This window comes from Amycolatopsis sp. La24 (assembly GCF_029087445.1).
Lineage (GTDB): Bacteria > Actinomycetota > Actinomycetes > Mycobacteriales > Pseudonocardiaceae > Amycolatopsis > Amycolatopsis nivea.
In genome coordinates, this window is sequence record NZ_JARACH010000048.1 from 35146 (window position 1) to 57438 (window position 22293).

A 22293-nucleotide genomic window follows, 5' to 3' on the forward strand; every position below is an offset into this window, starting at 1 on the left:
AAGGAAAGAAACGAAAATGACTAATTCAGTTGGGAAAAGACATTCCGGCCTATCCGGTGCCCAGGGCCTGGGCTTCGGCGACCCGGAAGGACGCCGCGGCACTGGTGGTCATGTCCGGGAAGGTCCCCGCGGCCCCGCCGCCGGACCAGGTGATCCGCCACGACACCGTCGCCGTGCCCGGGAACCGCTCGCCCGGGGCACCGGCCGAGGATTGTTGGTAGGTGTGGCCGCAATCGGGCGAAGACGCGTGCGGATCACCGTGAGCGGGGAATGGGGTGCCTGGCCCGATGCAGGTCACGGTGCTGCCATCACCCATCGCCCAGGACACCGAGGTCGGGGTCGCGGTAGCAGTAACCGATATCGCTGGCACGGACGCTGTCGCCGATTGCGGTTGCCACATCGCGCGGTCCAACCACAACCAGGTCGGCAGTCGCACCAGCTGCGTCCCGGCCGGACTCGACACGATCGCCGGACTCGGTAACCGCAGCTGCGACCGCGCCTGCTCCGCCAGCTCCTCCGGCGAGGGCAAGGGCGCCGCACCCGGTGCCTGACCGTCGGGGATCCATACCGGTGCCCGGTAGAGGGCGTCGCGCATGCCCTGGCCGGAACATTGGTAGACGTACCACCCGCCGCCCTGTTCTGGAGCTTGCGCCAGGACTATGGCTTCGGGTCGCGAACGGGATAGCGACACGAACTGCACACCGCCGGAGCGCGAGGGCCGTGGGTGGTAGCTGACCGTCTGCATTCCGTTGGCCGGTGGCTGGTAGTCGCTGCGCACATACGAGCAATCGGCCTTGTTGTCGTCGCCGCCGACGATCCGGTCGCCGGGTGGAGGGGCTGGGGTGTCCGGGCTCCCGGCTTGTGATTTCGGTTCGCCGGGGCGCGGTCCCGGTCGCGGTGCGGGCTTGCCGCCACCGCGTTGTCCCGCGCCGAGTTCGCATCCGGCGTAGGAGTTCTGGCCGCAGTTGACGTCGCCGTACCAGTCGCCGGCCAGCGCGGGTGTGAGGCTCACGAGTATCGCGGCGGAGGTCAAGATCGTCAGGGTGCCCAGTCGTCTTGCGGTCAGCATGTTCCGGTTCCTTCCACAGCGAACCGGGTCACCCGCCAGGAGCTGTCGACGGCGAGCTTCACCTCGGCGTTGATCAGGTGCTTGCCACCTGGCTCGTTGTCGGCGGGTTGTCCGTTGTCCGCGCGGTATTTCAACCAGTTCGTGGCGTCCGAGCAGTCGCGGATCATGACGGTCTTGGGTGCGTCCTGCGGCTCCACGGACTGCACGACCGGGGTGTTGACGGGCTTTCCCTTGGTGATCAGGCCGTTGTAGTGATCGGCGTACATCTGGCGCGACAGCACCGACAGCGCGTCGCCGGTGGCGTGGTCGGCCAGCCGGGGCGACTGCCAATCGGACGTGGTCGCCACGGCGGCGACGTCCTCCCACAAGCCCAAGTAGGCGGCGGTGGCCTTCTGCTTGGCGATGTCGGCGGGCGAGGCGGCCGTGGTGCTGGGGGCGGGCGGCGGCGTGGGCGTTGAGGAGGCCGGGGCCGCGCCGTTGTCTGAGCTGCAGGCGCTTAGTCCGAGTCCGGTCGCGGTGGCGAGGGCGGCCAGGGCGAGGCGGGTGCTGCGGTGGTGGGTCATCACGGTCCCCCATTTCGTCGACGATCGCTGGTCAGCGTGGGCAGGCCACACCGTGATACACCCCGGTGGTGGGCTCGTCCCAAGACCGACTTTCGTGGCGTTGATGCTCCGGGCAGCCGCTCCGGGGTGAAGTTCACCCGTTGGGTTGAGTGCGGGTGGGGCCCAGGAGCAGGCGGGCAGGATGGCGTACAGGGTGATCACGCGAGGGCCGGAGGGGTCGTGCAGCTGACAACCAGCAGCTGGTGGTGGACCGCTGGCGCCGCCTCGGTCGGGCTGGTGCTCGGCGCGGCGGCCAGCGGGCTCACCCGGCGGTTCCTGCGAGGCGAGCGGGCGCTGGCCGGGTCGTGGTGGCTCGGCGCCGTGCTCACCGCCGCTGTCCTGGGGTTGCTGGGCTGGCGCGTCGGAGCCCGCGGCGAACTCGCCGTCTACGGGTTCGTGGCCGTGCTGGCGGTCCCCTTGGCGGTGATCGATTGGCGCGAGCATCGGCTGCCCCGGGCGTTGATGTGGCCGCAGCTGGCCGGCGTCCTGGTGGGATTCGGGGTGCTGTGCCTGGCACGCCACGACCCCGCGCCGGGTGTTCGGGCGCTCGCCGCGCTGGCGGCGGCGGGCGTGCTGTTCCTGGTCCTGGCTGTGGCCACGGGCGGGGGTGTCGGCGCCGGGGACGTCAGCGCCGCTGCCGTGGTCGGGCTGGTGACCGGGTGGAGCGGATGGCCCCAGGTCGCCGGGGCGCTGCTGGCGGCCTCGGTGCTCGCCCTGGTTGCGGTCGCCGTGCCCGGCGCCCGCCAGCGTGCCGACAACGGCGCCACGGTGGTGCCGTTCGGTCCGTGCCTTCTGGCCGGTGCGCTGGTCATGGTTCTGGTCAGCGGATAGCGCTGTGCTCGCCGTGACGGACTGCGTGCGGTAGAGGAGTGGAGTCATCGCGCGTACTGCTCCGATCGGGAGAACCTGCGGTGTCGTCCGGTGGTGCGTCGTGTGGAGGGCTCGGGCGAGTCCGCGCTGTCCGCACCGGGCCTGGGTTCGGCGTCGTCGGCGGTTCCCGCGTTCTGTTCGAGGCGTGGGCAGGGAAGGGCCGTGTGGGCGTTTCCCTCCGCAGCGCTCACGTCGGCGACGGGTTCGGTGTCGGCCGATTCGCCCGAGTCGCTGGCGTTGTCGGCCGCGGGTGAAGCGGTGACGAGTTCGGCGACCGGCTGCCACGTGACGCAGTGGTCGCACCAGACGTAGCGGGGAATGGATTGCGGGTTCTCGACGAGTTCGGCGATCTCAGCGTCGCCGATCTCGTCCAGGCAGCGCGTGTGGGAGCAAAGGAGGAGGAAGTGCACCATCGGCGTGCTCCGTCCGAGACGGTGGGGGCTGGAGGGCGGAAGTGGAGGTGCGGGGGACGCAAAGGCTGGGTTCCTGGCGAGCCCCCGCACCGCCTGGTCCGCGCGCGGCTGGGCTCCCGGAGTCGGGTGCTGCTGGCCGTCTACAGGCGATGGCCCGCAGAGCGAGCCGACGGTCCGGGCCATCGTTGAACCGGCCCGCGAGACGGGCGCTGAAATTGAGAGACCCCCAGGGTTTTCCGGACGAGACAACGCATGCCGGAATGCGACTATGGGCAGATTCCTATTCAGGCAGTCAAATACGGCTCTGCTGCGGAAGGGAAGATTTCGGCCTGCCGATGTTTCCCCTGCGATGAGGTGCGCGGACATGATGCCGGGCGCCGGGGTGACACCTGGGGGGAGGAGTGTCACCCCGGCCAGCGAAGCCGCGCGGGACGCCATCGATCCCCCGACTGGACCGATGGTTCCGGGAGGTGGCTCGGCTCGCATGACTCCACAGTGGAACAACGAGGGCCCGTCGAGCTCGATTGTCCGAGGACAATCTTGTGCTTTTTTTGTGCTCGTTTTGTGCTCGTTTTGTCCAGATGAAAACCATTGTCATCTGGCGAAGGAAATGGCGGCGCAGGGTGTCCGCCTCGATACTTCCTGTTATTCCGGGCGTGCGCGCGGTTTAGCGTAGCGGCATACACGTGAATAGCTCCAGTGGGCTCCGGGTGTGTCACACCGGAGCCCGGCGTCGCGGAGACGAGAGAACGTGGCGCCCTCGGCTTTTGTTTAGGCGCAGGGCTCGCCGCGGACGCCCAGGCAGACGTTGATCGTGGCGATCTGGGCCTGGATGTCGAGCGCGCGCGGGTCTTGCAGTGATTCGAGAATCGCGCCCGCCGCGCGATAGGAGGCGCGCGCACCGTCGGCGTCGCCGAGCTTGGCCAGCGCCTCGGCTCGGGCGACAAGCGTCTCGGCCTCGCCCCAGCGTTCGCGGCCGATGCGGCGCACGGCCAAGGCTGCGTCGAAGTGGGTCAGCGCGGCGCGCGCGTGGTGCTGCTGGAGCAGGACCAGGCCGAGCTGGTGGTGGGCCAGGCTGGCGACGGGCTGCTTCGGCGCGATCGCGAGGGCTCGGGCGAGCGCGTCCTCCGCGAGGGCGCGGGCGTCGTCGGTGTTGCCCAGGTTCTGGTGCGTTCCGGAGAGCATGGCGCGGACGACGGCGACGCCGAGGTCGAGTCCGACGCGCGCGAACAGCGTCTCGGCCAGTTCGTAGGCGGCTTTGGCGTCGTCGTGGCGGTCGAAGGCGGTGTAGGCGGCGGCCAGGCCGAACTCGCTCCAGGCGCGGGCGCGATCGTCGCCCAGCTCGGCCTGCAGCTCGATCGCGCGACGCAGGTGCTCGATGGCTTCCTCGGTACGTCCGAGTTCGTGCAGGACCCAGCCAACGCTCTGAGTGCTGCGAGCGACGCCAGGGACGCTCTTCAGGGCGTGCGCGGCGGCAAGCCCTTCGGTGCTGGCGGTGAGCCAGGCGCTCCAGTTCTTGGTCAGGTAGAAGTAGGGCAAGAAGAGGGCGGGCAGCATCCACGCGGCGTCTCCCGCACCGCGGGATCGGGCGTGGCGGGCGAGTTCGATCGCGGTGGCGGCTTCGGTCTCGCACCAGGCCAGCGCGCCGTGGTAGTCGCCAGCTGGGAATGGCGCGGCGACGCCGAAAGCGGTGTCGAGTTCGACATCGAGGGTGAGCCCGGAGCCCGCCCAGTTCGGGGCCAGCGCGTTGCTCGCCGTCCACGCGGTGGCCACGTACCAGCGCAGGAGCCGGTCGTGGGCCCGTTCCAGCTCGTTGAGGGGCTCTTCGACCACGGCACGCTGGTAGGCGTAGGCGCGCAGGAGGTGGTTCATCCGCATGCGCCCGGCGCCGACCGGCGCCGCTTCGAGTAGGTGCGCGTGGCGCAGGACATCCAGGGTTTCGCGAACACCGTCGGGGCTGAGACCGGACTGGGCGGCGACCGCCTCGGCGCTGATGAACGAGGCGGGGATGATGCCGGCCAGCCGGAACACCCGCCGCTCGCGCGGCGAGAGCGCGAGGTAGGACAGGTCGATGACGCCGTGGATGTTCACCGTGGGATCCGACGAGGTGAACACGTCCAGGCGTCGGTTCTCGCTCGCGAGCTGGTCGGCCAGGTCCTGCAGCGAGTCGTGCGGGTGCTGCTGGATGCGCTCGGCGGCGACGAGCACGGCCATCGGCAGCCGCCCGCAGCGGCGCACGATCGCCTCGGCCGCCTCGCGCTCGGCGCCGACGCGGGCCTCGCCGATCCGCGCGCGTAGCAGGGTCAGGGCCTCCTCCGTCGTCAGCGGTGGCAGGTCGATGTGCAGGCCGCCGCTGTGCAGCAGCAGCGAGGGCTGGTGTTCGCGGCTGGTCAGCACCACCACGCTGCCCGCGCCGGGTAGCAGGTGCCGTACCTGGTCGTAGCTGGCGATGTTGTCCAGTACGACCACGGCGGGCCGCTGGGCCAGCAGTGAGCGGTACCGCGCGGCGCGTTCGTCGATGGTGCCCCGCTGCGCGTCGATACCGGCGCCGAGGGCGTGCAGGAAGCCATCCAGGATTTCCCCAGGATCCACGGCGCTGCCTGGAGCTAGCCCGCGCATGTCGGCGAACAGGCAGCCGCCGCTGAAGCGCTCCTGGACCCGCGCGGCCCAGTGCAGCGCCAGCGAGGTCTTGCCGACCCAGAATCCGCCCTCGATGACGGCGGTGACGGCGGCTCCCGGCCGGGTTTGCGTGATCAGTGCGGCGTCGAGCTGGTGCAGGTAGGTCTCGCGGCCGACGAAGTCCGCGGCGGCCGGCGGCAGCTGCATCGGCCGGGCAGGCGGGCGGCGAGCCTCGTCCTGTTCGCGCGCGAGCTTTTCCAGTTCGCCTTCGGCGCGTAGCGCGCGGTCGACCTCGCTGACCAGCGCGGGCGCGAGGGGCCGCGCGCCGTGCAGCATCTTCGACAGGTAGCTCGCGCTGTAGTTGGTCCGCGCCGCGATATCCCCGATCGTCATCCCCCGCCGACGGCGCAACCGATGCACCGCCTCGGCAAAACTGTTGATGGACCTCAATGTCACTATCTCCCCCTGGATCGATGACGCCCGACCCGCCGCCGTGGCGGAGTAGAAGCGTCCCGGTCCCATCCGTGGACGGGGCCGCAGGCTGTGGGGACCGGATCGGACGTCCGCTTCACCAGTGGAGCGACGACCGCGACAGCCGAGATTCGTTTGTCCCGCGCCGACACGCGGAGTGACCGACCCATCCGTGACAGGCCGTCACTACCCAACGCCCTCGCCGGGGGCGTCTCGCCGCTGTCACGCTGCAGACCCGCATGACAGCCACCACTCACAGCATTCGGGAGATTTCCCAGCTCATCCAGTCCCGAACTGCAAGACCTCTCCCCGACGGCGGGAGATCACCCGATCTTTCCTGGATACCTTGATCTTCCCGCCGGATGCAACTACCGGGTAACCGATTACACCTTTCGGGCTAATCGTGACACGGGACACTACTCAGCGCATCAGAGTAGTCCTACTTATGGGTTACTGAGTGTTATGACGCTTGCGCGACGGAAGTACGCGGGTAGGGAGTCGGGATCGGAAACAGCAGCGCCACGGTCTCCACGGCGCATTCCGGGCAGATCCGCAGGTTCGCAGGGCGGCGCGGGCTCAAGGAGCCGAGCACGAGCTGGCCGTCGTGCAGGTGCCGGGTGCACACGGAGACGTCGGTGTCGGGCAGGGCGGTGTGCGCGCGTCCGGGATGGTATGGGCTGACGCCCCATTGCACGGTGGTCATCGAGAACCTCCACTGGTTGCGGCGGCGACCTCGTCGTAGCTGAGGTAGGCGGTCGCGATCTCGGCGTCGGGGATCGGGGCGAGCCCGACATCGGCGCGCGCGAGGTTGACCTCGGCCGGACGGTGCAGCGGGTAGAGCCGGCCGGCCGCCTCGGTGCCGAGCCGCAGCCACTGGGTGCCGTAGCGCTGCGCACGCTGCTGGTCGGTCGCGACCCGATCGGAGAGAAACGCCAGGTCGCGGGGTGCGGCGTCGCGATTGGCGACCGCGGCGCGCAGCTTCGGCAGCCAGCAGGCCCGGTACGGCGCGGGCGCGTGCTGGGCGAGCACCCAGGCGGCGTGCGCGCCGTCGACACCGACGGTGCGGCGGCCGGGCCAGCCGTGCACCGCCACGATGGGCGCGAACCAGCGCACGTTGTCCTCGTCGACGAGGTGAACGGTCTCCCACTGCTCCGGTGTGGGAGCCGCTGGGTCGAGCTCGGCGCGGGCGCGCTGATCGGCGGCTGCACGCTCGATCAGCTCGCCACGCAGCGCGGCCAGCTCCGGATCGACGCTCGCCCTGTTCACGGCTGTCCGCCTGCCAGCGCCGCCGATCCGGACGCGGTCAGCGTGAGCGGCCGATCGGCATCGGCGGCGAGATGGCCGGACGCGAGCAGTTCGGCACATGCCTGCGCGATCCACTCCGGCACCGCCCGGCCCCCGTCGGTGAACAACTCGCCGTCGTGGCGACGCAGCGCTCCGCGCGCGGCCCGGCGCAGCGCCCACCAGGACGCGACGTCGACCCCGGCGCCATCCATACGGCAGCTCATCCCGGTTGTCGGTTCGGCGGCATCGAACGAGGTTGCGGGCGTCATGGCGTCTCCGATCGAGCGGTCGGCACCGGAGCGGCCAGTGCGCGGGTGGTGGCCAGCAGCGCGGCCTGCGCGGGCAGATCGGCCCGGGTGGGCCAATCGACCCAGCGCCACAGATCCAGCGCTTCGGTCTCCGGCGACGGCAGTACCACCAGGGCGTCGTCCCCGACCACGCTGACGCCCATCGGCACCAGCGCGGCCATGTGCTCCAGCGTCGCGCTGCCCGGGCCGCTCAGGAACGTCCACCGTTCTCCACCGGGGTGCACCAGCGCCGGGGCGGGCATGGCCCGCACATGCAGGCTGGGCGCGACCTTCCGGCCCAGCGTGGCGGGCATCGTGACTGCGCCGAGCAGCCCACCGAGGCGCAGGGCGATTCGGTTGCCGTCCAAGAGCTGGGCAGGAAGCCCGCACGTGGCCCAGTAGTACTCGCACCACCGCGCTGCGGTGTCCCCGGCCGATGCCGGGGGTGCACTGCATGCAACAGACATGCCCATCAGTCCCTTCGTGTTCCGGCGTTCAGCGCGGCCCGCGCGCTGCTGTGGTCGGGCAAGGACCAGCCGGTCTCCTCCGGGCTGATTCGCCAGCGCGAGATCCACGACGGCACCCGGCTCGGCGGCAGCAGCAGGCATCCCTCTCGCACCGATCGCGGAGGCTGAATCGCTCGAGTCCCTTGGTCGGGGGCGTGTTCGACGATCAGGTGCCAGCGCGGGCCCGGCCCAACCAAGATCGGCCCGAGACACCCAGCGTCCCGCAGGATCGCTTCGGTCCGGCCATCGCCAGGACCGAGATCGATCGCTCCCACTGCGCCCGGGCGCAGGAGAATGGGCCACGGCCGATCCGTCCACGCGTCGAACGCCTCGTCCTTAGAGAGGGGCTCGCCCCGGCACACCAGGTCGGCTTCCTCGGGTGAAGGTCGGCCGTCGGAGGTGTCCGGCCTGGGGTGCGGAACCCGGGCACCAGGGCAGATGAGCCAGCCGTGCGCGGCGTAGTCGGTCGCGGCGCAACGCATCTCCGTCAGTTCGCCCGCTGGATACGGATGCGTGCTCAACACCGAGCATCACCCGCCTCCGACGCTGGGGCGGACGCCTCGTCCGCGGGCGAAGGTCCACCGCTCGCCACCATGGGGGTGAACCAGTCATGGAACTCCGCCTGCGTGCGGCGTGGCCCGTCGGTGTCCCACCGATAGAGACTTTCGAGCACCTGCTCGAACAACACGGCGCGTTCGCACACCTCATCGTCTGGCGGTGAGTGAGCGGGCTCGGCGCCGAACTCGGTTGACGGGCCCAGGTTGGGCAGAAGCTCGGGCACGCGAGCTTCGTCGAGGGCGTGCCGGCTCACGAGGGCGCCTTTCCCCGCGCGACCCGTGCCAGCAACGCGACGACCGCGCTGCATGGTGGCAGAAGTTGGTTCTGCCTGGGTGGCACCACCCAGTCGCCGTCTCCTGGTCCTTTCCTTGCTCCTCCGCAGATCTTCGTCGGCAGTGAGAGCTGTGAAACCTTCCGGCAGCAGCCGCACGTTGGCTCGCACTAACGATTCCGGCAACGCGAAATCGCCCCGCCGATGCGGTGCGGTCAGTACTGCCCACCGTCCGGGCCCGCGCCGCAGGACCGGGCCCCGAAGGCAGCCCGCCGTCAGTTCGGCCACCACGGGCCGCGCCAGCTCTACCGGTACGTCGACGACATCGACGGCCTGCCCTACGGTCACCGCACGGCCCCCTGCGCCATGCGACGATCCCCGGTGAGGCCGCCGATCCAGTACTTCACGGGCTCCGACCATCACGCAGCCTCGGATATGGCCACGGGTGTCGACGTGAGCGCGTGACGACCGCTGGGCTCGCCCTCATCGTCTTCACCGAGAACGACCCGAACCCGACCTGCAGTCATCGCCGAGTGCCGCCCATCTGGAACCTCGCGATGCGGCGTGGGCGCAGCTCCGGGATGACTTCGAGGTGCGGGCACCCGCTCCCGGCCTGGCTCGCTAAGCCGCGCGTGGACTTCGATCGCCTCACGCAGCGCCGCGCGCAGCCGTCCGCTGGCCAGCGGATCGAACACCGCAGCGCCGGGCTGGTCGAACGTGATCTGGGGGCCGCGTTCGTCGACCGACACCCGGACATGCCGGCGGCGGCCGTGCTCGTCCCGGCACGGCACCGTCCATGCCTGCCGGTCCCGCTGCCATCCCAACCTCGCAAGCAGGGTGAGCAGGGGTACTGCGCGCGTTCGTCGTTTCATGGCGCCTCCTTTCGGGGTTGCTCGGCTTGTGTCGTCATACGGCGTGTTTCCGGCGGGTGCGGAGGTGGAAGGGGCTGCGTGGCTGGGCGACGGTCTCGACATCCCGGGAGGCGGGAGGATGGAGCCCGGTCGGCGTCGGCGCCTCGGGGTTCGGGAGCGGTGGTTGCTCCGCTCGGCAGCGGCGCACGCGCCGCCGCTCGGCGGCATACCACCACCCGGCACCGGCTCCAGCCACGCAGCCCACGAGAAGGAGCGCCCCTACGACCATCCCGGCGATCGGCGGCCCCACTGAAGTGTCAGCAAGGCTCAACTGTGCGGGGGTGGACATAGCCACCTCGGCGGCGATGCTAACTTTAATAGTCGCCACTGGAAGCTCCCTCTGTCCTGGGTGTTTGCCGGGACACCCATCGACTATAATTTGAATATGAAAGTTAGATAGTCCGCCAATTGGGTGACGTGGCGGGCATCCTCGGTGGCCGCGAGTGTGATCCGGTAAGGAGATGGCGTGACTCAGCATCAGCAGCTGCCGCCCGCGGTCATGAAGATCGTGCTCGGCGCCGAACTGGAACGGCAGCGTCTCCGAGCAGAGGTCACCCAAGAGCAGGCCGCGCAACGATTGCGCTGCGGGCAGTCCAAGATCGCCCACATCGAGGGCGGCAGCGGCATCAAGGCGATGGAGCTCGACGCGCTGCTCGACCTCTACGGCGCCGATGACAACGACACGGCCTATGCGCGGGCGTTGCAGGCGGAGAGCAACCGGCGCACCAAGCGCGGCGCGTTCAGTACCCGGTTCAAGCAGCAGATGCGGCTGCTGGTGGACATGGAACCCAGCTGCAACGAACTCTTGTCACATCAGGCCATGGTGATCCCCGGCCTCCTTCAGACCGAGGAGTACATGCGCGCGCAGTTCCGCGCGTGGCGCCCCTCGCCCACCCAGGACGACATCGATCGCGACACCGCGAACCGGCTCGGGCGGCAGCGGGTGCTCGACAACACCAGCCAGAAGTTCTGGTTCATCATCGACGAGGCGGCGCTACGGCGGACACCCATCGGCCCCGAGGCGATGAAACCCCAGATCACGCACCTGGTCGAGGTGATCGACCGGCCCAACGTCGAGCTGCAGATCGTCCCGTTCGACATCGGTTACTACATGGGGCAGAGTCACGACTACACCGTGTTCCAATATGAGGCGGATCCGCAGGTCAGCATCGTCTACCTTGAGAAGCATGACGGCGGCGAGTACGTCGAAGGAGCTAAGAAGACCGCCCGCTACCTCGACCTGTTCGACCAGCAGAAAGCCGCGGCCATCGGGCAGGAGCGGGCGCGGCGCTTCCTGCTCGACTTCGCTGCCAGCTTGTAGCCGCGCAAGACCACCGGAAGGCATCTCCCCAGCCATGGATATCCAGAACGGCAACAAGGCGCACCTCGACACGGACTTCCGCGAGTGGGTCAAGTCGCCCCTGAGTAATCCCAACGGCAACCAATGCGTCGAACTTTCCTTCACCAGCAACGCGGTCGGCATGCGCGACAGCCAGAACCCGGACGGTGCGGTACTCGTGTTCGACAATGACGAGTGGAACGCCTTCGTGGGCGCGGTCGAGTCCGGGTTCTTCCAGCATCGCTGAGGGGCCGCGATCCTTCGACCGGGTGTTCCGCAAGGCGTGTCGGCGGCGTTGCGCCGGGCGTGTTCAGGCCACCAGCCGCTCGATCATGTCTGGGGTCAGTGCCGGAACGACCTCGACCGCGCCGGCCGCGCGTAGTTCGTCTTCGGTGCTCTTGCCGGTCGCTACCGCGATCGCGCGTACACCGGCGGTCAGCGCTGCCTGGATGTCGTGGGGCGTGTCGCCGATCAGCACGGTGCGGCTGTTGTCGAACGGCACACCGAGGCGTTCGAAGGCGCGGCGTTGGGCGATCTGCACGAGACGTGGGCGGCTGGCGTCATCGTCACCGAAAGCACTGGTTTCCAGGTCGAGGTATCGCGCCAGCCCGAAGACCTCGAGTTTGATCCGGGCAACCTCCCGGAGATTGCCGGTCAGCACACCTTGGTGGGCGCGGGGATCGGTCGCCAGCGCGGCGAGCGTCTGCCGAGCACCAGGCAGCGCTCGACCGGTCGTGGCGAGTTCGTCGGCCATCTCGTTGTAGCCCGCCACAAGGGCTGCCGTGAGCCGCTCAACGGCTTCGCTGGTGGGGTCAACACCGTTGATGCGCAGGGACTCGGTCATGATGCCGAGCTCGGTCCGGCCCGCGATCGCCGCGAGCCTGGCCAGCGGTTTGCCCGTCGCAACGCGGAATGCACGGTCGTACACCGCACGTCCCACACCGCGGGTCTCGATTAGCGTGTGGTCGACATCCCACAGCACCAGCGTTCGGGGCGGTTCAGGCGCGCTCATGCAGAAAGTCTTTCACCACCAACCGGCCGAGCCCGGGACAGTATCGTTTACCCTGGTCGCGACCCTGGAGGGCGGTCGGGAACTTCGCAATGAGCGATCATCTGGCGCATGTGGTGGGCGAGCGGATCCGGTTCTACCGGACCACTGCTCGCCGAACCAAGGCGGTCGTCGCCGGGCTGGCTGGCATCACACCGGACTACCTCTACCAAATCGAGCGTGGCCAGAAAGTCCCAACGCTCGCCGTGCTGGCCGAGCTGGCAACCGTCCTCCACGTCGATCTCGGCGAGCTGCTCGGCGTGGTGCCGCCGCCACCTCGGCAGCACACTGACAGCGCCGCTGCGGACGCCCTCTATCGCGCCCTTGTAAGCCCGGCAACACCCGTACCGGGTTTCCGCGGGAATGACGAAGTGCGCCGTGCGGTACTCGACGCGTGGAGAACCTGGCAAACATCGCCGCACCGCTACACCGCGCTGACCGCCCAACTGCCCACCCTCATCGGCGAGACAGAAGCAGCTCTTCGCGGCGCCGACGCGGCGGGAAGCCGCGCCGCGCACAGGTCGGCAGCGGATCTCTACTGCTTGGTCCGCACCGTCACCAAGCGAGTTGGCCGCGGTGACCTGTCATTGCTGGTCGCCGATCGCGCAGTCCGGGCTGCGGAAGAGGCCGACGACCCGGTCCGCTTGGCCGGGGTTCGCTGGAACCTGACCCAGGTCTTGTTGGCCGACGGGCAAACCGAGGGAGCCGAAGCAGTCGCCATGCATGCCGTCGACGAGCTCCGCCCGTTCCGCGCGAACGGTAACCTCGATGCCTTGGCCGTGTCCGGGGCTCTGCTACTCATCGCGGCTATCGCCGCTGTGCGCAACGGAGACGCCTGGGGCGCTCGCGACCGGCTCCGGCTGGCCAGCCCGCTCGCCGAGAAGACAGGCGAGCGCAACACCTGCTGGACGGCCTTCGGCCCGACGAACGTGGCCATGTACGCCGTCAGCATCGAACTCGAGTCAGGCGAGGCTGCCGAAGGGCTGCGTCTCGCGGAACGCATCGAACCCCAACACTCACCCTCGATCGAACGGCGGGTCGCGTTCCTGCTCGACCAGGCCAAGGGCTACCAGCAACGCCGGGACTACGCCCGAAGCCTCCGACTGCTGGAAACGGCCGCGTCGGAAGCTGCGGAAGACATGCAGTTCCGGCCAACGGCGCACAAGTTGCTGCGCACGACGATCGAGCGCGGCCAACGATCGGTATCGGCCGAAGCCTCCCGCCTCGCCGGCCAAATTGGCCTTCCGTTCTGACACCAAGCACGTCGCTCAAGGCACCCGAACTGACAGTTCGGGTTACCCGCCGGTAACCGCAGTACCGTGCTTCTGGCGCTTGGACACTGGACCTACGCAGGAGGGACGGGTAGGCAGGGATCGGCTTCTGGCCGAACAATGCTCTGATGATCGATTGTGGCACTTTGGTGGCACTTCGCCCGCTGCGTTCGCTCATAGTCTCGCCCGTCTCACGCTCAGCAACGACGCGCGAAAGGGGTGACTATGACGATTCGTTTTCGCGAATGCCGAGATTCGCGGGCATCGGCGGGCAGTCATGCCCGTCGGTCGCCTCGTCTCGAATGTTTCGTGGGTCGTTTTCGCTCACTGCGGGCGAATTGTCGCGACATGGGCGGGGGGCGGGCATTTTCGCGCCGCAGCTCATTGGGAGATGGTGGGCGTGCCAACACCTGATTCTTACGCCGAGGCGGCGCAAGTTGAGCAGTCACTGGGTGAGTTGACAAGGCGCGGGTGGCATTTCATGTCGGTGACCGATCACGCCGGTGAGCTGGTTGAGCTTGCTGGATCGTATGCGCACCCGGACTCCGATGTGGTGGACACGATTCGCATGCGCAGCCCGGAGGATTGCTTGGCACGGCGGATAGTTGGAAATCCGCGCGCAGGTGGCGGAGTGACGTGGGAGCGCGACGGCGACTTGTTCTCGTGCGTCGCGGATTTGCTGGACTTGCCAGCTGCCGATGCGCGTGCGACACCCCGCTTAGTAATCGCGAGCGCCCCGCAATTGTGGACACCCGGCGCGCCGTTTCGTCATTGAATCCGCCGTAGCTTACCGGCCATTCTTTTGGGGGATGAATTCCATGACCGACGATCGTCTAGCTGTCAAAATGCACAGCAGTGAGGCGCGGCAGATGCGACCATTGGTGACACATCGAGATCTTTTCCTTTCATCGCCAGTGAAAACCACACCTGGCACTGCGGACAAGGCGCGACTGCTCATGACGCCACACCTGGCACCGGTAGTGCTGCGCGAGCGGGATCGACCGCTGCGCGTGATCGCGGAGGAGGCCGAACGCCGCTTGGGCATCCGCGCCGACGCCACAACTCCGGACGTCGGCAGGAAGCCCCCACGGGGCACTCACTCAAGTCGTCGCCAGCTGGGAGTGCACGCCGATGGTGGCGAGTAAGACCGTGCCCCCGATGTCCTCGCCGCAGCCCGCTAAGGCCCTTCCCCCAGGGGTTCCGGGCGTTGCTGCGAGGACTGGGGCGGCGGAACCACAGAGCAATTCGACGATTCCCCCTCCTGCTCGTGGTTTCGCCGCCCCACCCCGCACCGACTCGGACGAGGGCAGGTCGATGCCGGCGGTGATCGTGCTCCCTGCTCACGCACACACGGCGACCATCGGCATGGTCGCGCGCCACGTCGAGGATGCGGTGCTAGCCGGAGCGCGCGGTCGGCCGGTGTGCACGGTGCTGGTTGATACCAGCGACCGGAAGGACCCGTCGACCCAAATGAGGTTCGCCTCCAGCGGTTTGCGCGCGACGCACGTGGTGCTGACCTTGCCGGGCGCGAGCTGGGGCGCGGCGGTGGGGCGCGGCCTGCGCCACGCCGCGCAGGTCGGCGCAGAGGAGGTGGTGCTGGCAGATCCAGACGTGCCTGCGGATCTTGAAGCGCCAGCTGCGGAGTCACGGCTCGCGTCGGCGTTGCGCCGACTGCGCGAGCAGGACCGACCGGGAGCGGTGTGCACCCCGTTGGCCGCGCCGTGGTGGCAGCGATTGCTCGCCATTCACGTGCTGCGGCCCTTATGCGCGCCAGCGCTGGGCTTGACGCTGGTGGACCCGCAGGTCCGCACGCTGGTGCTCTCCGGCGACGCCGTACCCCACGCGCTCTCACCGTCCTGGGGTTTGATGCGCATGGGCTGGGAGCACGGGCACGGCCTGGGCCTGTTGGCAGCCGTTCGCGAGGCCGGTCTGGATGTCGGGCAGACCTTGCCACGCATTCCGCACTCCGAGGCGTTCGCCCGGTCGATGAACCGGGATCCGGTGGATCGTGGCGAAGCGTCCGCACTGCTGCCGATCGCGTTGCGGATGGCGTCGGTCGGCCCCTCGGAGCGCGACCCGGCGCCGGTAGTGCCGTGGGTGGCCGATCTCGGGTTGGTCCAGGGACACCTTCCGCCGCCGGAGATGCTGACGCAGTGCTCGCGGGCGGCCCAGGTAGTGGCTTCGCGACCGGGCGTTGCCGCGGGCTGGCCCGAGCCGCTGCTGAACTCCTGGCATGCCGCCCGGGCGCTGCGAGCCGATATTCCCGCGATCGCCGAACGGTTGTGGCTGACGTACCTGGCGCGGCTCGGGCCGTGGCTGCGCTTCGGCGCCAGCGCCGGTGGCTACACCGCGCCCGCCCGTTATTCAGTGGTCGCGGCGGCACGCCAGTTCTTGCTGGCCACCGGAACACCGGTCGTGGCCGACCAGACCGCTGAGGACTTCGGCGGTGAGCACATCGCCTCGTCGCTTCCCGGCACCGGCTGAGCACAGTCAACGCTCGCCGGTCACGTTCCCGCGAAGTATCTCGAAGAGAAAGGTTCGTATGCCACGCCGACAATTCGCACCGGACGACGCCGTGGACTGCACGACGGTCAGCGGCCGAGACTGCGCCGAGGTGTTCGCCGCCGCAGCCGAGTGGCTGGCCGACCCAGCACAGGCCGAAGTCCAGGTCTGGGGCATCGACCTCGACCAGCCCCGCCGCGCCGATCGCGAATCCGACGCGGACGTCTACCTCGAGCTGTTCTACAAGCGCTCCGACGACGGCCGCAGCACCGAAGAGCACGGCGAATGACCACGGCCAACTTCCCAGACCGCGCTGTGGAACGAATCGCGTTGTTCGGGGCACTCGCCAGCGCGTTCCACGGGTCGCATCTATGGGCTGACCGCTGGCTCCAGCGTCCGAAAGACGCTGTCCTCAAAGGACTACACGGCGACGAGCTGGTATACCCCAGCGACGGCAAATCCGCAGCCGAGGTCTCGCGTGAGAATGAGACCCCGGTGCCGGCCTGCGTCGTCGGGCGCCGCGCGGCCACAGCTCACGTGTTGACCTACGCCGCCGGGCAACTGATCGTCACCGAGGCCGTCGCGCGCATCCTCGGCCTGCGTCTGCCGTGGCGTGCCCAGCTGGCCGGTGCGGTGATCAACTTCGGGACGCACTGGATCATCGACCGTCGTCGTTTCCTGTTGTGGCTGGCGAAGCGGGTCAACCACAAGGACACCTTCATCGCGGTCGCCACCGTGATGCGCAAGCCCGATACCGAACCGGACACGTCCGGGCCGGGCACGGCGCTCTCCGACCTCGACCAAGGGCTCCACAAACTTCTGGGTGTCATCGCGGCGGCGGTGATGGCCCACCTCGCCGTTCCCGCGCGCCGTCGAGTGCGAGGTACCGCGTGCTGATCACCACCGACGTGGGCGACACCCTCGGCTCGTTCGATCGGCCCGGCACGGCGGACGTGCTGCGGGACATCGCGCTGGCGCCGGACAACGCGGCCGAGATCGACCGCAACATCCTGCACGTCGTGCCCGAACTCACCGACGAGGTCGCCGAACTGGTGCGCGAGCGGTTGCTCATCAACACCTCCGACTGGCCGCAGATCTGGCCGACCGGCGGGTTCACCGCCTACCCCGGCACGCTGGCCGCCCTGGAACGCCTCGCGGCCCTGGCACCGGTGGTGGCGCTGTCGAACGTCTCCTGCATCGCCGGGCCCGCCAGGATGGGCGACCTTCTTGACCAGTGCGGGCAGCACCTCGCCGGGGTGTACACCAGCTACCAGCTGCGTGCACGCAAACCCCAGCCCCGGTCCTGGACCACGATCGCCACCGAGCACCAGGTGCCGGTCAGCGACATCGTGCACCTCGGGGACCGCGTGCCCGAAGACATCCGGGGAGCGCTCGCCGCCGGGTGCCGGGCCGCCGTGCTCGTCAACACCCGCGACGTCGACATCCCGGACGACGTTCACCGCGACCCGCGTGTCGCCGTGGTACCCGATCTCGCCGGCGCCGCCGAACACCTCGCGAAACTGGCAGGAGCACCTGCATGAGCGTGACGATCTCGCCGATGCCCGAGGAACGCGGGCGCTACTGGAATGGGTTGTGTTCTCATCCGCACGGCGGATGCGGGGCGACCTTTACCTGGCCACACAACCGGATTCGCCAACAGCGCCACTGGGGCGAACTGCCGCGCTTATGCCTGTGTTATCCGCATATCTCGCGGGTGGAGAACGCGATCGTCGCCAACGGCGACCGGGCATGGCTGCTCGATCACAAAGTCGCCGAGGAAATGAAACGCATCGCCCCGTACGCGAAAACGGCGCTGCGGATGCGGCGCGCCTTTACGTCCCGGGTGATCGAGTACGCGCTGGACGAAGGCATCACCCAGTTCGTGGAACTGGGGTCAGGACACGTGCACACCAGCGCGGCACACGCGGCGGTGATCGGCGCGGACGCTGAGCAGGATCCCACGATCGTGCTCGTCGACCACGACCCGCTCGTCCTTGCCCACGGTCGGGGCGACTTCGAGGACGACCCCCGCGCTCGGCACCGATCGAACATGGTGCGGGGAAACCTCTTCGCTGTCGGCACGATGCTCACCCACCTGTCCACGAAGGGATTGCTCGATCTCACCCAACGCGTGTGCGTACTGGCAGTCGACCTCTTGCACTTCGCCGAACCCGGAATCGACGGCCGCTCCGTGCCGCGACGCCTAGCACAACGTCTGCATCCGGGCAGTCTTGTCGCGATCACGCACCTGACGGACGAGCCGTTGCTCGCGCCCGCGAACCCCGGCGATCTCGTGGCCTTGCGGGCGGTCACGGCCCGCTGGTGCCGAGCACACCAACGCTGTGTGCCGCCGCACCCGCAGCCTTGCAGCGTCGATGAGTTCGCCCGGCTGTTTACTGATCTCGATCTGCTCGACCCGGGCATCACCACGACCCGGCGCTGGCCCGAGCCGGAGGAGACCCGCCACCCCCGCGCGCCCTACACCCTCGCCGCGGTCGGACGTGTTCCCGAACGCCGCGCCGACGTCAGCCGGACGGGCGCGCCATGATCCACAACGACCGGTCTGACGATGAGCCCGATCCTCCTCGTCGGCCTTTCGGCCGCGCTGCTGGTGGCTGGCGCCGTGCTCGCCGTGCGAGCCCGCGCTCGCCGTCGGCGACGGCGCTGGAACGAGCGCCCGGACTCGGTCGCGGCAATAGCCGCCCGCGTCGAAGCCGAGCAGAAACAGCCACCACCCCCGGCCTGGCCGGTACACGACCGCGACCTCCGGGCTACCCGTCCGGAACGCGAGCAGCCGACGCTGCGGCTTCCCCCAGTCCGCACACCACCCGCACGGCCACGAACCGGGCCCCGGCCCTACCTACGACACGCTTCGCGCCCCACGCCACCGAACGACGCCGACACCACTGAAGCCAGGACACGTCCGCCCGAACCGCACTAACCGCGCCACCACGACGGTCGAGGCTCGCGGCTTCATTCCCCGACGAACCGCGTCCGCTGCCGTACGGCCGACAGCGCAGACGCTCTGCCCGAAGTCGCGAAGGCCATCGCCCCTTTGCGGGCCACGCACAACACCGCCCACTGACACCCCAAGGAAGGCCACCACCGGAATGCTCCACCTATTCGGCACCCTGCTGACCCGTGTCCGGGACGTACTCGACCCGTTCGTCGGGACCGGCCGCCACGGGCGCCCGCCCGCCGACGACGGAACCGTCGACCCGCTGATCGCCTGGTTTACCTATCGCGGCTGGACAATTCTCGATCGCGACTCAGACATCGTCGCCAACTTCTACTACCCCGCGAGTTTCGGTGACGCGCTCGACGACGACAACCGCCGGTACCCCGCGGCCGATGTCGGCTTGAACGAACTCGAATGCGACCTCTACCGCGACGGTGAGCACTGGATCGCCCGCTTCACCTCGTGCGGCACCATCATCGGCTGCGCTCGTCACCGCAGCACACCGCTCAGCATCGGCCTGCACACCGGTGTCTTTCCCGCCGTGCTCGTCCGACTGGAACACCATGCGCGCACGCTCCACCCCAACGAGATCTCCCGTTGCCTGATCTTCGGCTCGTGCGGCAGCAACGACAATCCCAGCGAGCCCTGCCGAACCGGCGCGCCGGGACACGACAAACCCGCCCTGCACGCCGTGACCGAACGCGAAGACGTCGTCGAATAGCCGGGGTCAGCCGCCGATGCCGTTCAGCCATCCAGGCCGCGGGCCACCGATCTGCCCGGACCGCAACGAATCCATTGTGGACAAATTGTCGCTTTTCTTTCAGATGGGAAGACAACCTTCGTGAACAGAAAGATCATGTCGTTCACAGCAGCCGTCACGGTGAGCATCGCCGCCGCGCTGACCGCCCCGGTGACCACAGCGGTCGCCGACACCCCGCCTCCGGTCGAACCGATGATCGTCGGCGGGCACCCGGCCACGAGCGCTCCTGCCGGTATCACCTCGCTGCAGTACGACGCGCCCGCGCACGGCGCCAAGTACATCGACTACCACACCTGCGGCGCGGCCTTGGTGTTCCGAGGCTGGGTGGTCACCGCCGCACACTGCGTCACCGACCCGCCAACAGGTGCGGCCAACGGGTCCACGGCCCGGCGATTCGCAGCCGACGCGGCGCCGATCCCGACCGCGGACAAGGCGTTTCACGTCCGGGTCGGCAGTCTCGATCGGCTCTCCGGCGGGGAAACCGCGACGGTGACCAAGATCGTGGTCCACCCCGGCTGGAACTGGGCCCAAGGCGCGCCCAAGAACAAGGTCTCGGACATCGCCATGCTCAAGCTCGACCACCTGCTCCAGCAGCCGACCGTCCAGCTGGCGCGCGACACCGCCCGTCGGGACAGCAAGATCAGCCTCTACGGCTGGGGCGTGACCGAGCCCGACAGCACCAGCACCGACCTGCCGCTGCACCTGCAACAGCTCGACACCCGCGTCACCGCGCCCTCCCGCTGCGCGGACGCGGCCATGTCCGTCGGCGAGCTGTGCACCGACAACCCCTCGGGCACGGACGGCAGCTGCTACGGAGACTCCGGCGGGCCCGCCCTGGCCACCGTCAACGGCGTGCAGCAGCTCGTCGGCGGCGCCAGCCGCGCCGCCACCGAATTCTGCGGCACCGCGCCCGACGTGTACACCAGCTCACCGGACTTCCGGGACTGGATTTACCACGTCGCCCGCACCGGCAACGCCACCTAACACGAAGCCCGGGCTGTCGCGCCCGTGCCCAGCACAGCGCGGCACCCCGGGACTCAGCCGGATCAGACCTGAAGTCGGGGACGACCAACGCCGATGAACCACACGACAAGCGCGACCGCGAACGACGCCCCACGATGGCCGACACCGGACTTCTCCCGGCTCGAACAACCCAACACGGCCCGGATCGCGGACTGGGCCGCCGGAAACAGCCACAACACCGGCGTCGACCGGTATTTCGGCGAACAAGTCGCACTCCTGCTACCCGTCGGCGACATCGCCCGCCATAACCTCGCCTTCGCCACCGACGTACTGCATCACGCGCTCGACCACGGGGTCCGGCAGGTACTCGTCCTCGGTTGCGGCATGCCCACCGGGCCCACCTGGCGGCACCAGGCCACGCTTGCCCATCCCGGAATCCGCGCGGTTCATGTCGACTACGACCCCATCGTGACCGCCGCCTGCACGATCGCCCGGCAACAGCATTCCAACCCGGCGAGCGAGATCCTCACCGCCGACCTGCGCGACCCCGACGCGATCCTGGCCAGCACAGCGGTGCGGAGCACCCTCGACCTGACCCAACCCGTGCTCCTGCTGGCCACCGCCGTCCTGCACCACGTCCCGGACGAACACCACCCCGCCGACATCCTCGCCCGCTACCGCGACGCCCTCGCCCCCGGCAGCTACCTCGCGCTCTCCCACCTCACGCCCCCGGACAAGCCCGAAGACCATCTCCGCCTGTCGGCCGCGCTGAACCTCTATCGCAGCATCGAACAACCACTCACGCCCCGATCCCGCCGCACGCTCAGCCGCTGGCTGTCCGGCCTCGACACGATCCCGGCCGACCACCACGACGGCCCGTTCCTGCACTGCGTCGCCGCACGCATCCCCGACGCCGACGTCCAAGACCAGTAATGGGCAGCCGTACCGGCAGCGCTGTTGCCGCTGCGAGGACTCGCCGCCCGGCCCCACCGGGCATGGCCAGCCGGTACGAGGCCGGCGCGTCCCTGCGGTCCCTCGCTCGCCGCTACCGCATGTCCGTCAAGACCGTCCGCGCCCATCTGGTCGCCGCTGGCGTCCAGATCCGGCCGCCCGGCCGCCCCAAGCGAACCGCGCACCCAGCCGCCTCAACCGCGGGCTCGACGGCCACCCTGCCCACGGAGCACCGACCAGCCCTGGCCGCCGTCCACCTTCTGCGACCACGCCCCAGTGGTCAGCACGAGAAGCCGGAACCCGAACCGCAGTGGCCATCGTTCGACCTCGATGCCCTCTTCACGCCGGTTGCCCCCGAACCGCCCGCGACAGCGACGGCTGGCGAGCGATGCATCGGCTTCACCACCCCGCAGACCGTGCACAGGATCAGCGACACCCCGATAGCGACCCGATACGGCGACCACACGGCCGCCTTCACTCGATGCGCGCGAATCGGCCTCATCGACGCCACGATCCCCGACGACGCCCAACCCTGCGCCGAATGCCACCAGGGCGCCCCCACGCAGGAATAACCGCGCCGACAGGCCCAGCGACCGGATCCGGGGGCGACCCACTTCGACAACCGACAGGCACGGCCAG

At 69.0% G+C, this 22293-nt stretch carries 23 protein-coding genes; 13 read left to right on the plus strand and 10 right to left on the minus strand.

What is annotated here, in order from left to right; all coding sequences use genetic code 11:
• Positions 1 to 49: 49 nt before the first annotated feature.
• Both PUT80_RS33410 and PUT80_RS33415 read right to left on the minus strand, forming a co-directional pair.
• A complete protein-coding gene (locus tag PUT80_RS33410) occupies positions 50 to 1069 on the minus strand; it encodes a hypothetical protein (protein ID WP_167441928.1) in 1020 nt (339 codons plus the stop codon).
• Entirely contained in the window at positions 1063 to 1632 is a 570-nt protein-coding gene (locus tag PUT80_RS33415) for a hypothetical protein (RefSeq protein WP_101436297.1), read from the minus strand. The genes PUT80_RS33410 and PUT80_RS33415 overlap by 7 nt, the downstream gene beginning before the upstream one ends.
• Before the next feature lie 219 nt (positions 1633 to 1851).
• On the opposite strand from PUT80_RS33415, the gene PUT80_RS33420 reads away from it, so the two are divergent.
• Positions 1852 to 2502 (plus strand): prepilin peptidase, encoded by a 651-nt coding sequence (locus PUT80_RS33420; protein WP_101436298.1) that lies wholly within the window; start codon positions 1852 to 1854, stop codon positions 2500 to 2502.
• A 44-nt stretch (positions 2503 to 2546) separates the two neighbouring features.
• Here the strand turns inward: PUT80_RS33420 and PUT80_RS33425 are convergent, their stop codons facing one another.
• The 7 genes from PUT80_RS33425 to PUT80_RS46345 all read right to left on the minus strand — a co-directional run bounded on the left by PUT80_RS33425 (position 2547) and on the right by PUT80_RS46345 (position 9822).
• Complete coding sequence (locus PUT80_RS33425) at positions 2547 to 2954, minus strand: hypothetical protein (protein ID WP_101436299.1); 408 nt, start codon at positions 2952 to 2954, stop codon at positions 2547 to 2549.
• A 771-nt stretch (positions 2955 to 3725) separates the two neighbouring features.
• Positions 3726 to 6029, minus strand: coding sequence for a tetratricopeptide repeat protein (locus tag PUT80_RS33430; protein WP_101436300.1), 2304 nt, complete (start codon positions 6027 to 6029; stop codon positions 3726 to 3728).
• 475 nt (positions 6030 to 6504) lie between these two features.
• Positions 6505 to 6747, minus strand: a complete 243-nt coding sequence (locus tag PUT80_RS33435) for a hypothetical protein (RefSeq protein WP_101436301.1) — start codon at positions 6745 to 6747, stop codon at positions 6505 to 6507.
• Complete coding sequence (locus tag PUT80_RS33440; RefSeq protein WP_101436302.1) at positions 6744 to 7310, minus strand: DUF6624 domain-containing protein; 567 nt, start codon at positions 7308 to 7310, stop codon at positions 6744 to 6746. Before PUT80_RS33440 ends, PUT80_RS33435 begins: the two co-directional genes overlap by 4 nt.
• Positions 7307 to 7597: a hypothetical protein gene (locus PUT80_RS33445; RefSeq protein WP_143271389.1), complete on the minus strand. Its 291-nt coding sequence runs from the start codon at positions 7595 to 7597 to the stop codon at positions 7307 to 7309. Before PUT80_RS33445 ends, PUT80_RS33440 begins: the two co-directional genes overlap by 4 nt.
• A complete protein-coding gene (locus PUT80_RS33450) occupies positions 7594 to 8082 on the minus strand; it encodes a hypothetical protein (RefSeq protein WP_275294525.1) in 489 nt (162 codons plus the stop codon). Before PUT80_RS33450 ends, PUT80_RS33445 begins: the two co-directional genes overlap by 4 nt.
• A gap of 1287 nt (positions 8083 to 9369) precedes the next feature.
• On the minus strand, positions 9370 to 9822 hold the full coding sequence (locus PUT80_RS46345; RefSeq protein WP_308431755.1) for a hypothetical protein: 453 nt from the start codon (positions 9820 to 9822) through the stop codon (positions 9370 to 9372).
• 505 nt (positions 9823 to 10327) lie between these two features.
• Here PUT80_RS46345 and PUT80_RS33460 point away from each other — a divergent pair.
• Both PUT80_RS33460 and PUT80_RS33465 read left to right on the plus strand, forming a co-directional pair.
• Positions 10328 to 11182 (plus strand): helix-turn-helix transcriptional regulator, encoded by an 855-nt coding sequence (locus PUT80_RS33460; protein ID WP_244194628.1) that lies wholly within the window; start codon positions 10328 to 10330, stop codon positions 11180 to 11182.
• 34 nt (positions 11183 to 11216) lie between these two features.
• A complete protein-coding gene (locus tag PUT80_RS33465; RefSeq protein ID WP_043835490.1) occupies positions 11217 to 11447 on the plus strand; it encodes a DUF397 domain-containing protein in 231 nt (76 codons plus the stop codon).
• 63 nt (positions 11448 to 11510) lie between these two features.
• Here PUT80_RS33465 and PUT80_RS33470 read toward each other — a convergent pair whose 3' ends face one another.
• On the minus strand, positions 11511 to 12212 hold the full coding sequence (locus PUT80_RS33470; protein WP_101436307.1) for a haloacid dehalogenase-like hydrolase: 702 nt from the start codon (positions 12210 to 12212) through the stop codon (positions 11511 to 11513).
• Between the two features lie 89 nt (positions 12213 to 12301).
• On the opposite strand from PUT80_RS33470, the gene PUT80_RS33475 reads away from it, so the two are divergent.
• The 10 genes from PUT80_RS33475 (at position 12302) to PUT80_RS33520 (ending at position 22226) form a co-directional block, all read left to right on the plus strand.
• Positions 12302 to 13501, plus strand: coding sequence for a helix-turn-helix transcriptional regulator (locus PUT80_RS33475; RefSeq protein WP_101436308.1), 1200 nt, complete (start codon positions 12302 to 12304; stop codon positions 13499 to 13501).
• 1488 nt (positions 13502 to 14989) lie between these two features.
• Complete coding sequence (locus PUT80_RS33480; RefSeq protein WP_143271391.1) at positions 14990 to 16003, plus strand: hypothetical protein; 1014 nt, start codon at positions 14990 to 14992, stop codon at positions 16001 to 16003.
• Positions 16004 to 16061: 58 nt separating this feature from the next.
• Entirely contained in the window at positions 16062 to 16310 is a 249-nt protein-coding gene (locus tag PUT80_RS33485; protein ID WP_101436310.1) for a hypothetical protein, read from the plus strand.
• A gap of 41 nt (positions 16311 to 16351) precedes the next feature.
• Complete coding sequence (locus PUT80_RS33490; protein ID WP_275294526.1) at positions 16352 to 16918, plus strand: hypothetical protein; 567 nt, start codon at positions 16352 to 16354, stop codon at positions 16916 to 16918.
• Positions 16912 to 17562, plus strand: a complete 651-nt coding sequence (locus PUT80_RS33495) for an HAD family hydrolase (protein WP_101436312.1) — start codon at positions 16912 to 16914, stop codon at positions 17560 to 17562. Before PUT80_RS33490 ends, PUT80_RS33495 begins: the two co-directional genes overlap by 7 nt.
• Complete coding sequence (locus tag PUT80_RS33500) at positions 17559 to 18569, plus strand: SAM-dependent methyltransferase (RefSeq protein ID WP_101436313.1); 1011 nt, start codon at positions 17559 to 17561, stop codon at positions 18567 to 18569. The genes PUT80_RS33495 and PUT80_RS33500 overlap by 4 nt, the downstream gene beginning before the upstream one ends.
• Positions 18570 to 19131: 562 nt before the next feature.
• Positions 19132 to 19701, plus strand: a complete 570-nt coding sequence (locus PUT80_RS33505; RefSeq protein ID WP_101436314.1) for a hypothetical protein — start codon at positions 19132 to 19134, stop codon at positions 19699 to 19701.
• Positions 19702 to 19836: 135 nt separating this feature from the next.
• A complete protein-coding gene (locus tag PUT80_RS33510; RefSeq protein ID WP_101436315.1) occupies positions 19837 to 20724 on the plus strand; it encodes a serine protease in 888 nt (295 codons plus the stop codon).
• A 93-nt stretch (positions 20725 to 20817) separates the two neighbouring features.
• A complete protein-coding gene (locus PUT80_RS33515) occupies positions 20818 to 21636 on the plus strand; it encodes an SAM-dependent methyltransferase (RefSeq protein ID WP_101436316.1) in 819 nt (272 codons plus the stop codon).
• A gap of 119 nt (positions 21637 to 21755) precedes the next feature.
• Positions 21756 to 22226, plus strand: coding sequence for a hypothetical protein (locus PUT80_RS33520; RefSeq protein ID WP_143271392.1), 471 nt, complete (start codon positions 21756 to 21758; stop codon positions 22224 to 22226).
• Positions 22227 to 22293: the final 67 nt, after the last annotated feature.

Bases quoted from the DNA above. Each gene is read 5' to 3' on its own strand.
- PUT80_RS46345 (WP_308431755.1), bottom strand. From the start codon at position 9,822: ATGAAACGACGAACGCGCGCAGTACCCCTGCTCACCCTGCTTGCGAGG.
- PUT80_RS33475 (WP_101436308.1), top strand. From the start codon at position 12,302: ATGAGCGATCATCTGGCGCATGTGGTGGGCGAGCGGATCCGGTTCTAC.
- PUT80_RS33465 (WP_043835490.1), top strand. From the start codon at position 11,217: ATGGATATCCAGAACGGCAACAAGGCGCACCTCGACACGGACTTCCGC.
- PUT80_RS33515 (WP_101436316.1), top strand. From the start codon at position 20,818: ATGAACCACACGACAAGCGCGACCGCGAACGACGCCCCACGATGGCCG.
- PUT80_RS33425 (WP_101436299.1), bottom strand. From the start codon at position 2,954: ATGGTGCACTTCCTCCTCCTTTGCTCCCACACGCGCTGCCTGGACGAG.
- PUT80_RS33450 (WP_275294525.1), bottom strand. From the start codon at position 8,082: ATGTCTGTTGCATGCAGTGCACCCCCGGCATCGGCCGGGGACACCGCA.
- PUT80_RS33505 (WP_101436314.1), top strand. From the start codon at position 19,132: ATGCTCCACCTATTCGGCACCCTGCTGACCCGTGTCCGGGACGTACTC.
- PUT80_RS33415 (WP_101436297.1), bottom strand. From the start codon at position 1,632: ATGACCCACCACCGCAGCACCCGCCTCGCCCTGGCCGCCCTCGCCACC.
- PUT80_RS33510 (WP_101436315.1), top strand. From the start codon at position 19,837: ATGTCGTTCACAGCAGCCGTCACGGTGAGCATCGCCGCCGCGCTGACC.
- PUT80_RS33480 (WP_143271391.1), top strand. From the start codon at position 14,990: ATGAGGTTCGCCTCCAGCGGTTTGCGCGCGACGCACGTGGTGCTGACC.
- PUT80_RS33520 (WP_143271392.1), top strand. From the start codon at position 21,756: ATGTCCGTCAAGACCGTCCGCGCCCATCTGGTCGCCGCTGGCGTCCAG.
- PUT80_RS33435 (WP_101436301.1), bottom strand. From the start codon at position 6,747: ATGACCACCGTGCAATGGGGCGTCAGCCCATACCATCCCGGACGCGCG.
- PUT80_RS33470 (WP_101436307.1), bottom strand. From the start codon at position 12,212: ATGAGCGCGCCTGAACCGCCCCGAACGCTGGTGCTGTGGGATGTCGAC.
- PUT80_RS33410 (WP_167441928.1), bottom strand. From the start codon at position 1,069: ATGCTGACCGCAAGACGACTGGGCACCCTGACGATCTTGACCTCCGCC.
- PUT80_RS33445 (WP_143271389.1), bottom strand. From the start codon at position 7,597: ATGACGCCCGCAACCTCGTTCGATGCCGCCGAACCGACAACCGGGATG.
- PUT80_RS33500 (WP_101436313.1), top strand. From the start codon at position 17,559: ATGAGCGTGACGATCTCGCCGATGCCCGAGGAACGCGGGCGCTACTGG.
- PUT80_RS33485 (WP_101436310.1), top strand. From the start codon at position 16,062: ATGCCACGCCGACAATTCGCACCGGACGACGCCGTGGACTGCACGACG.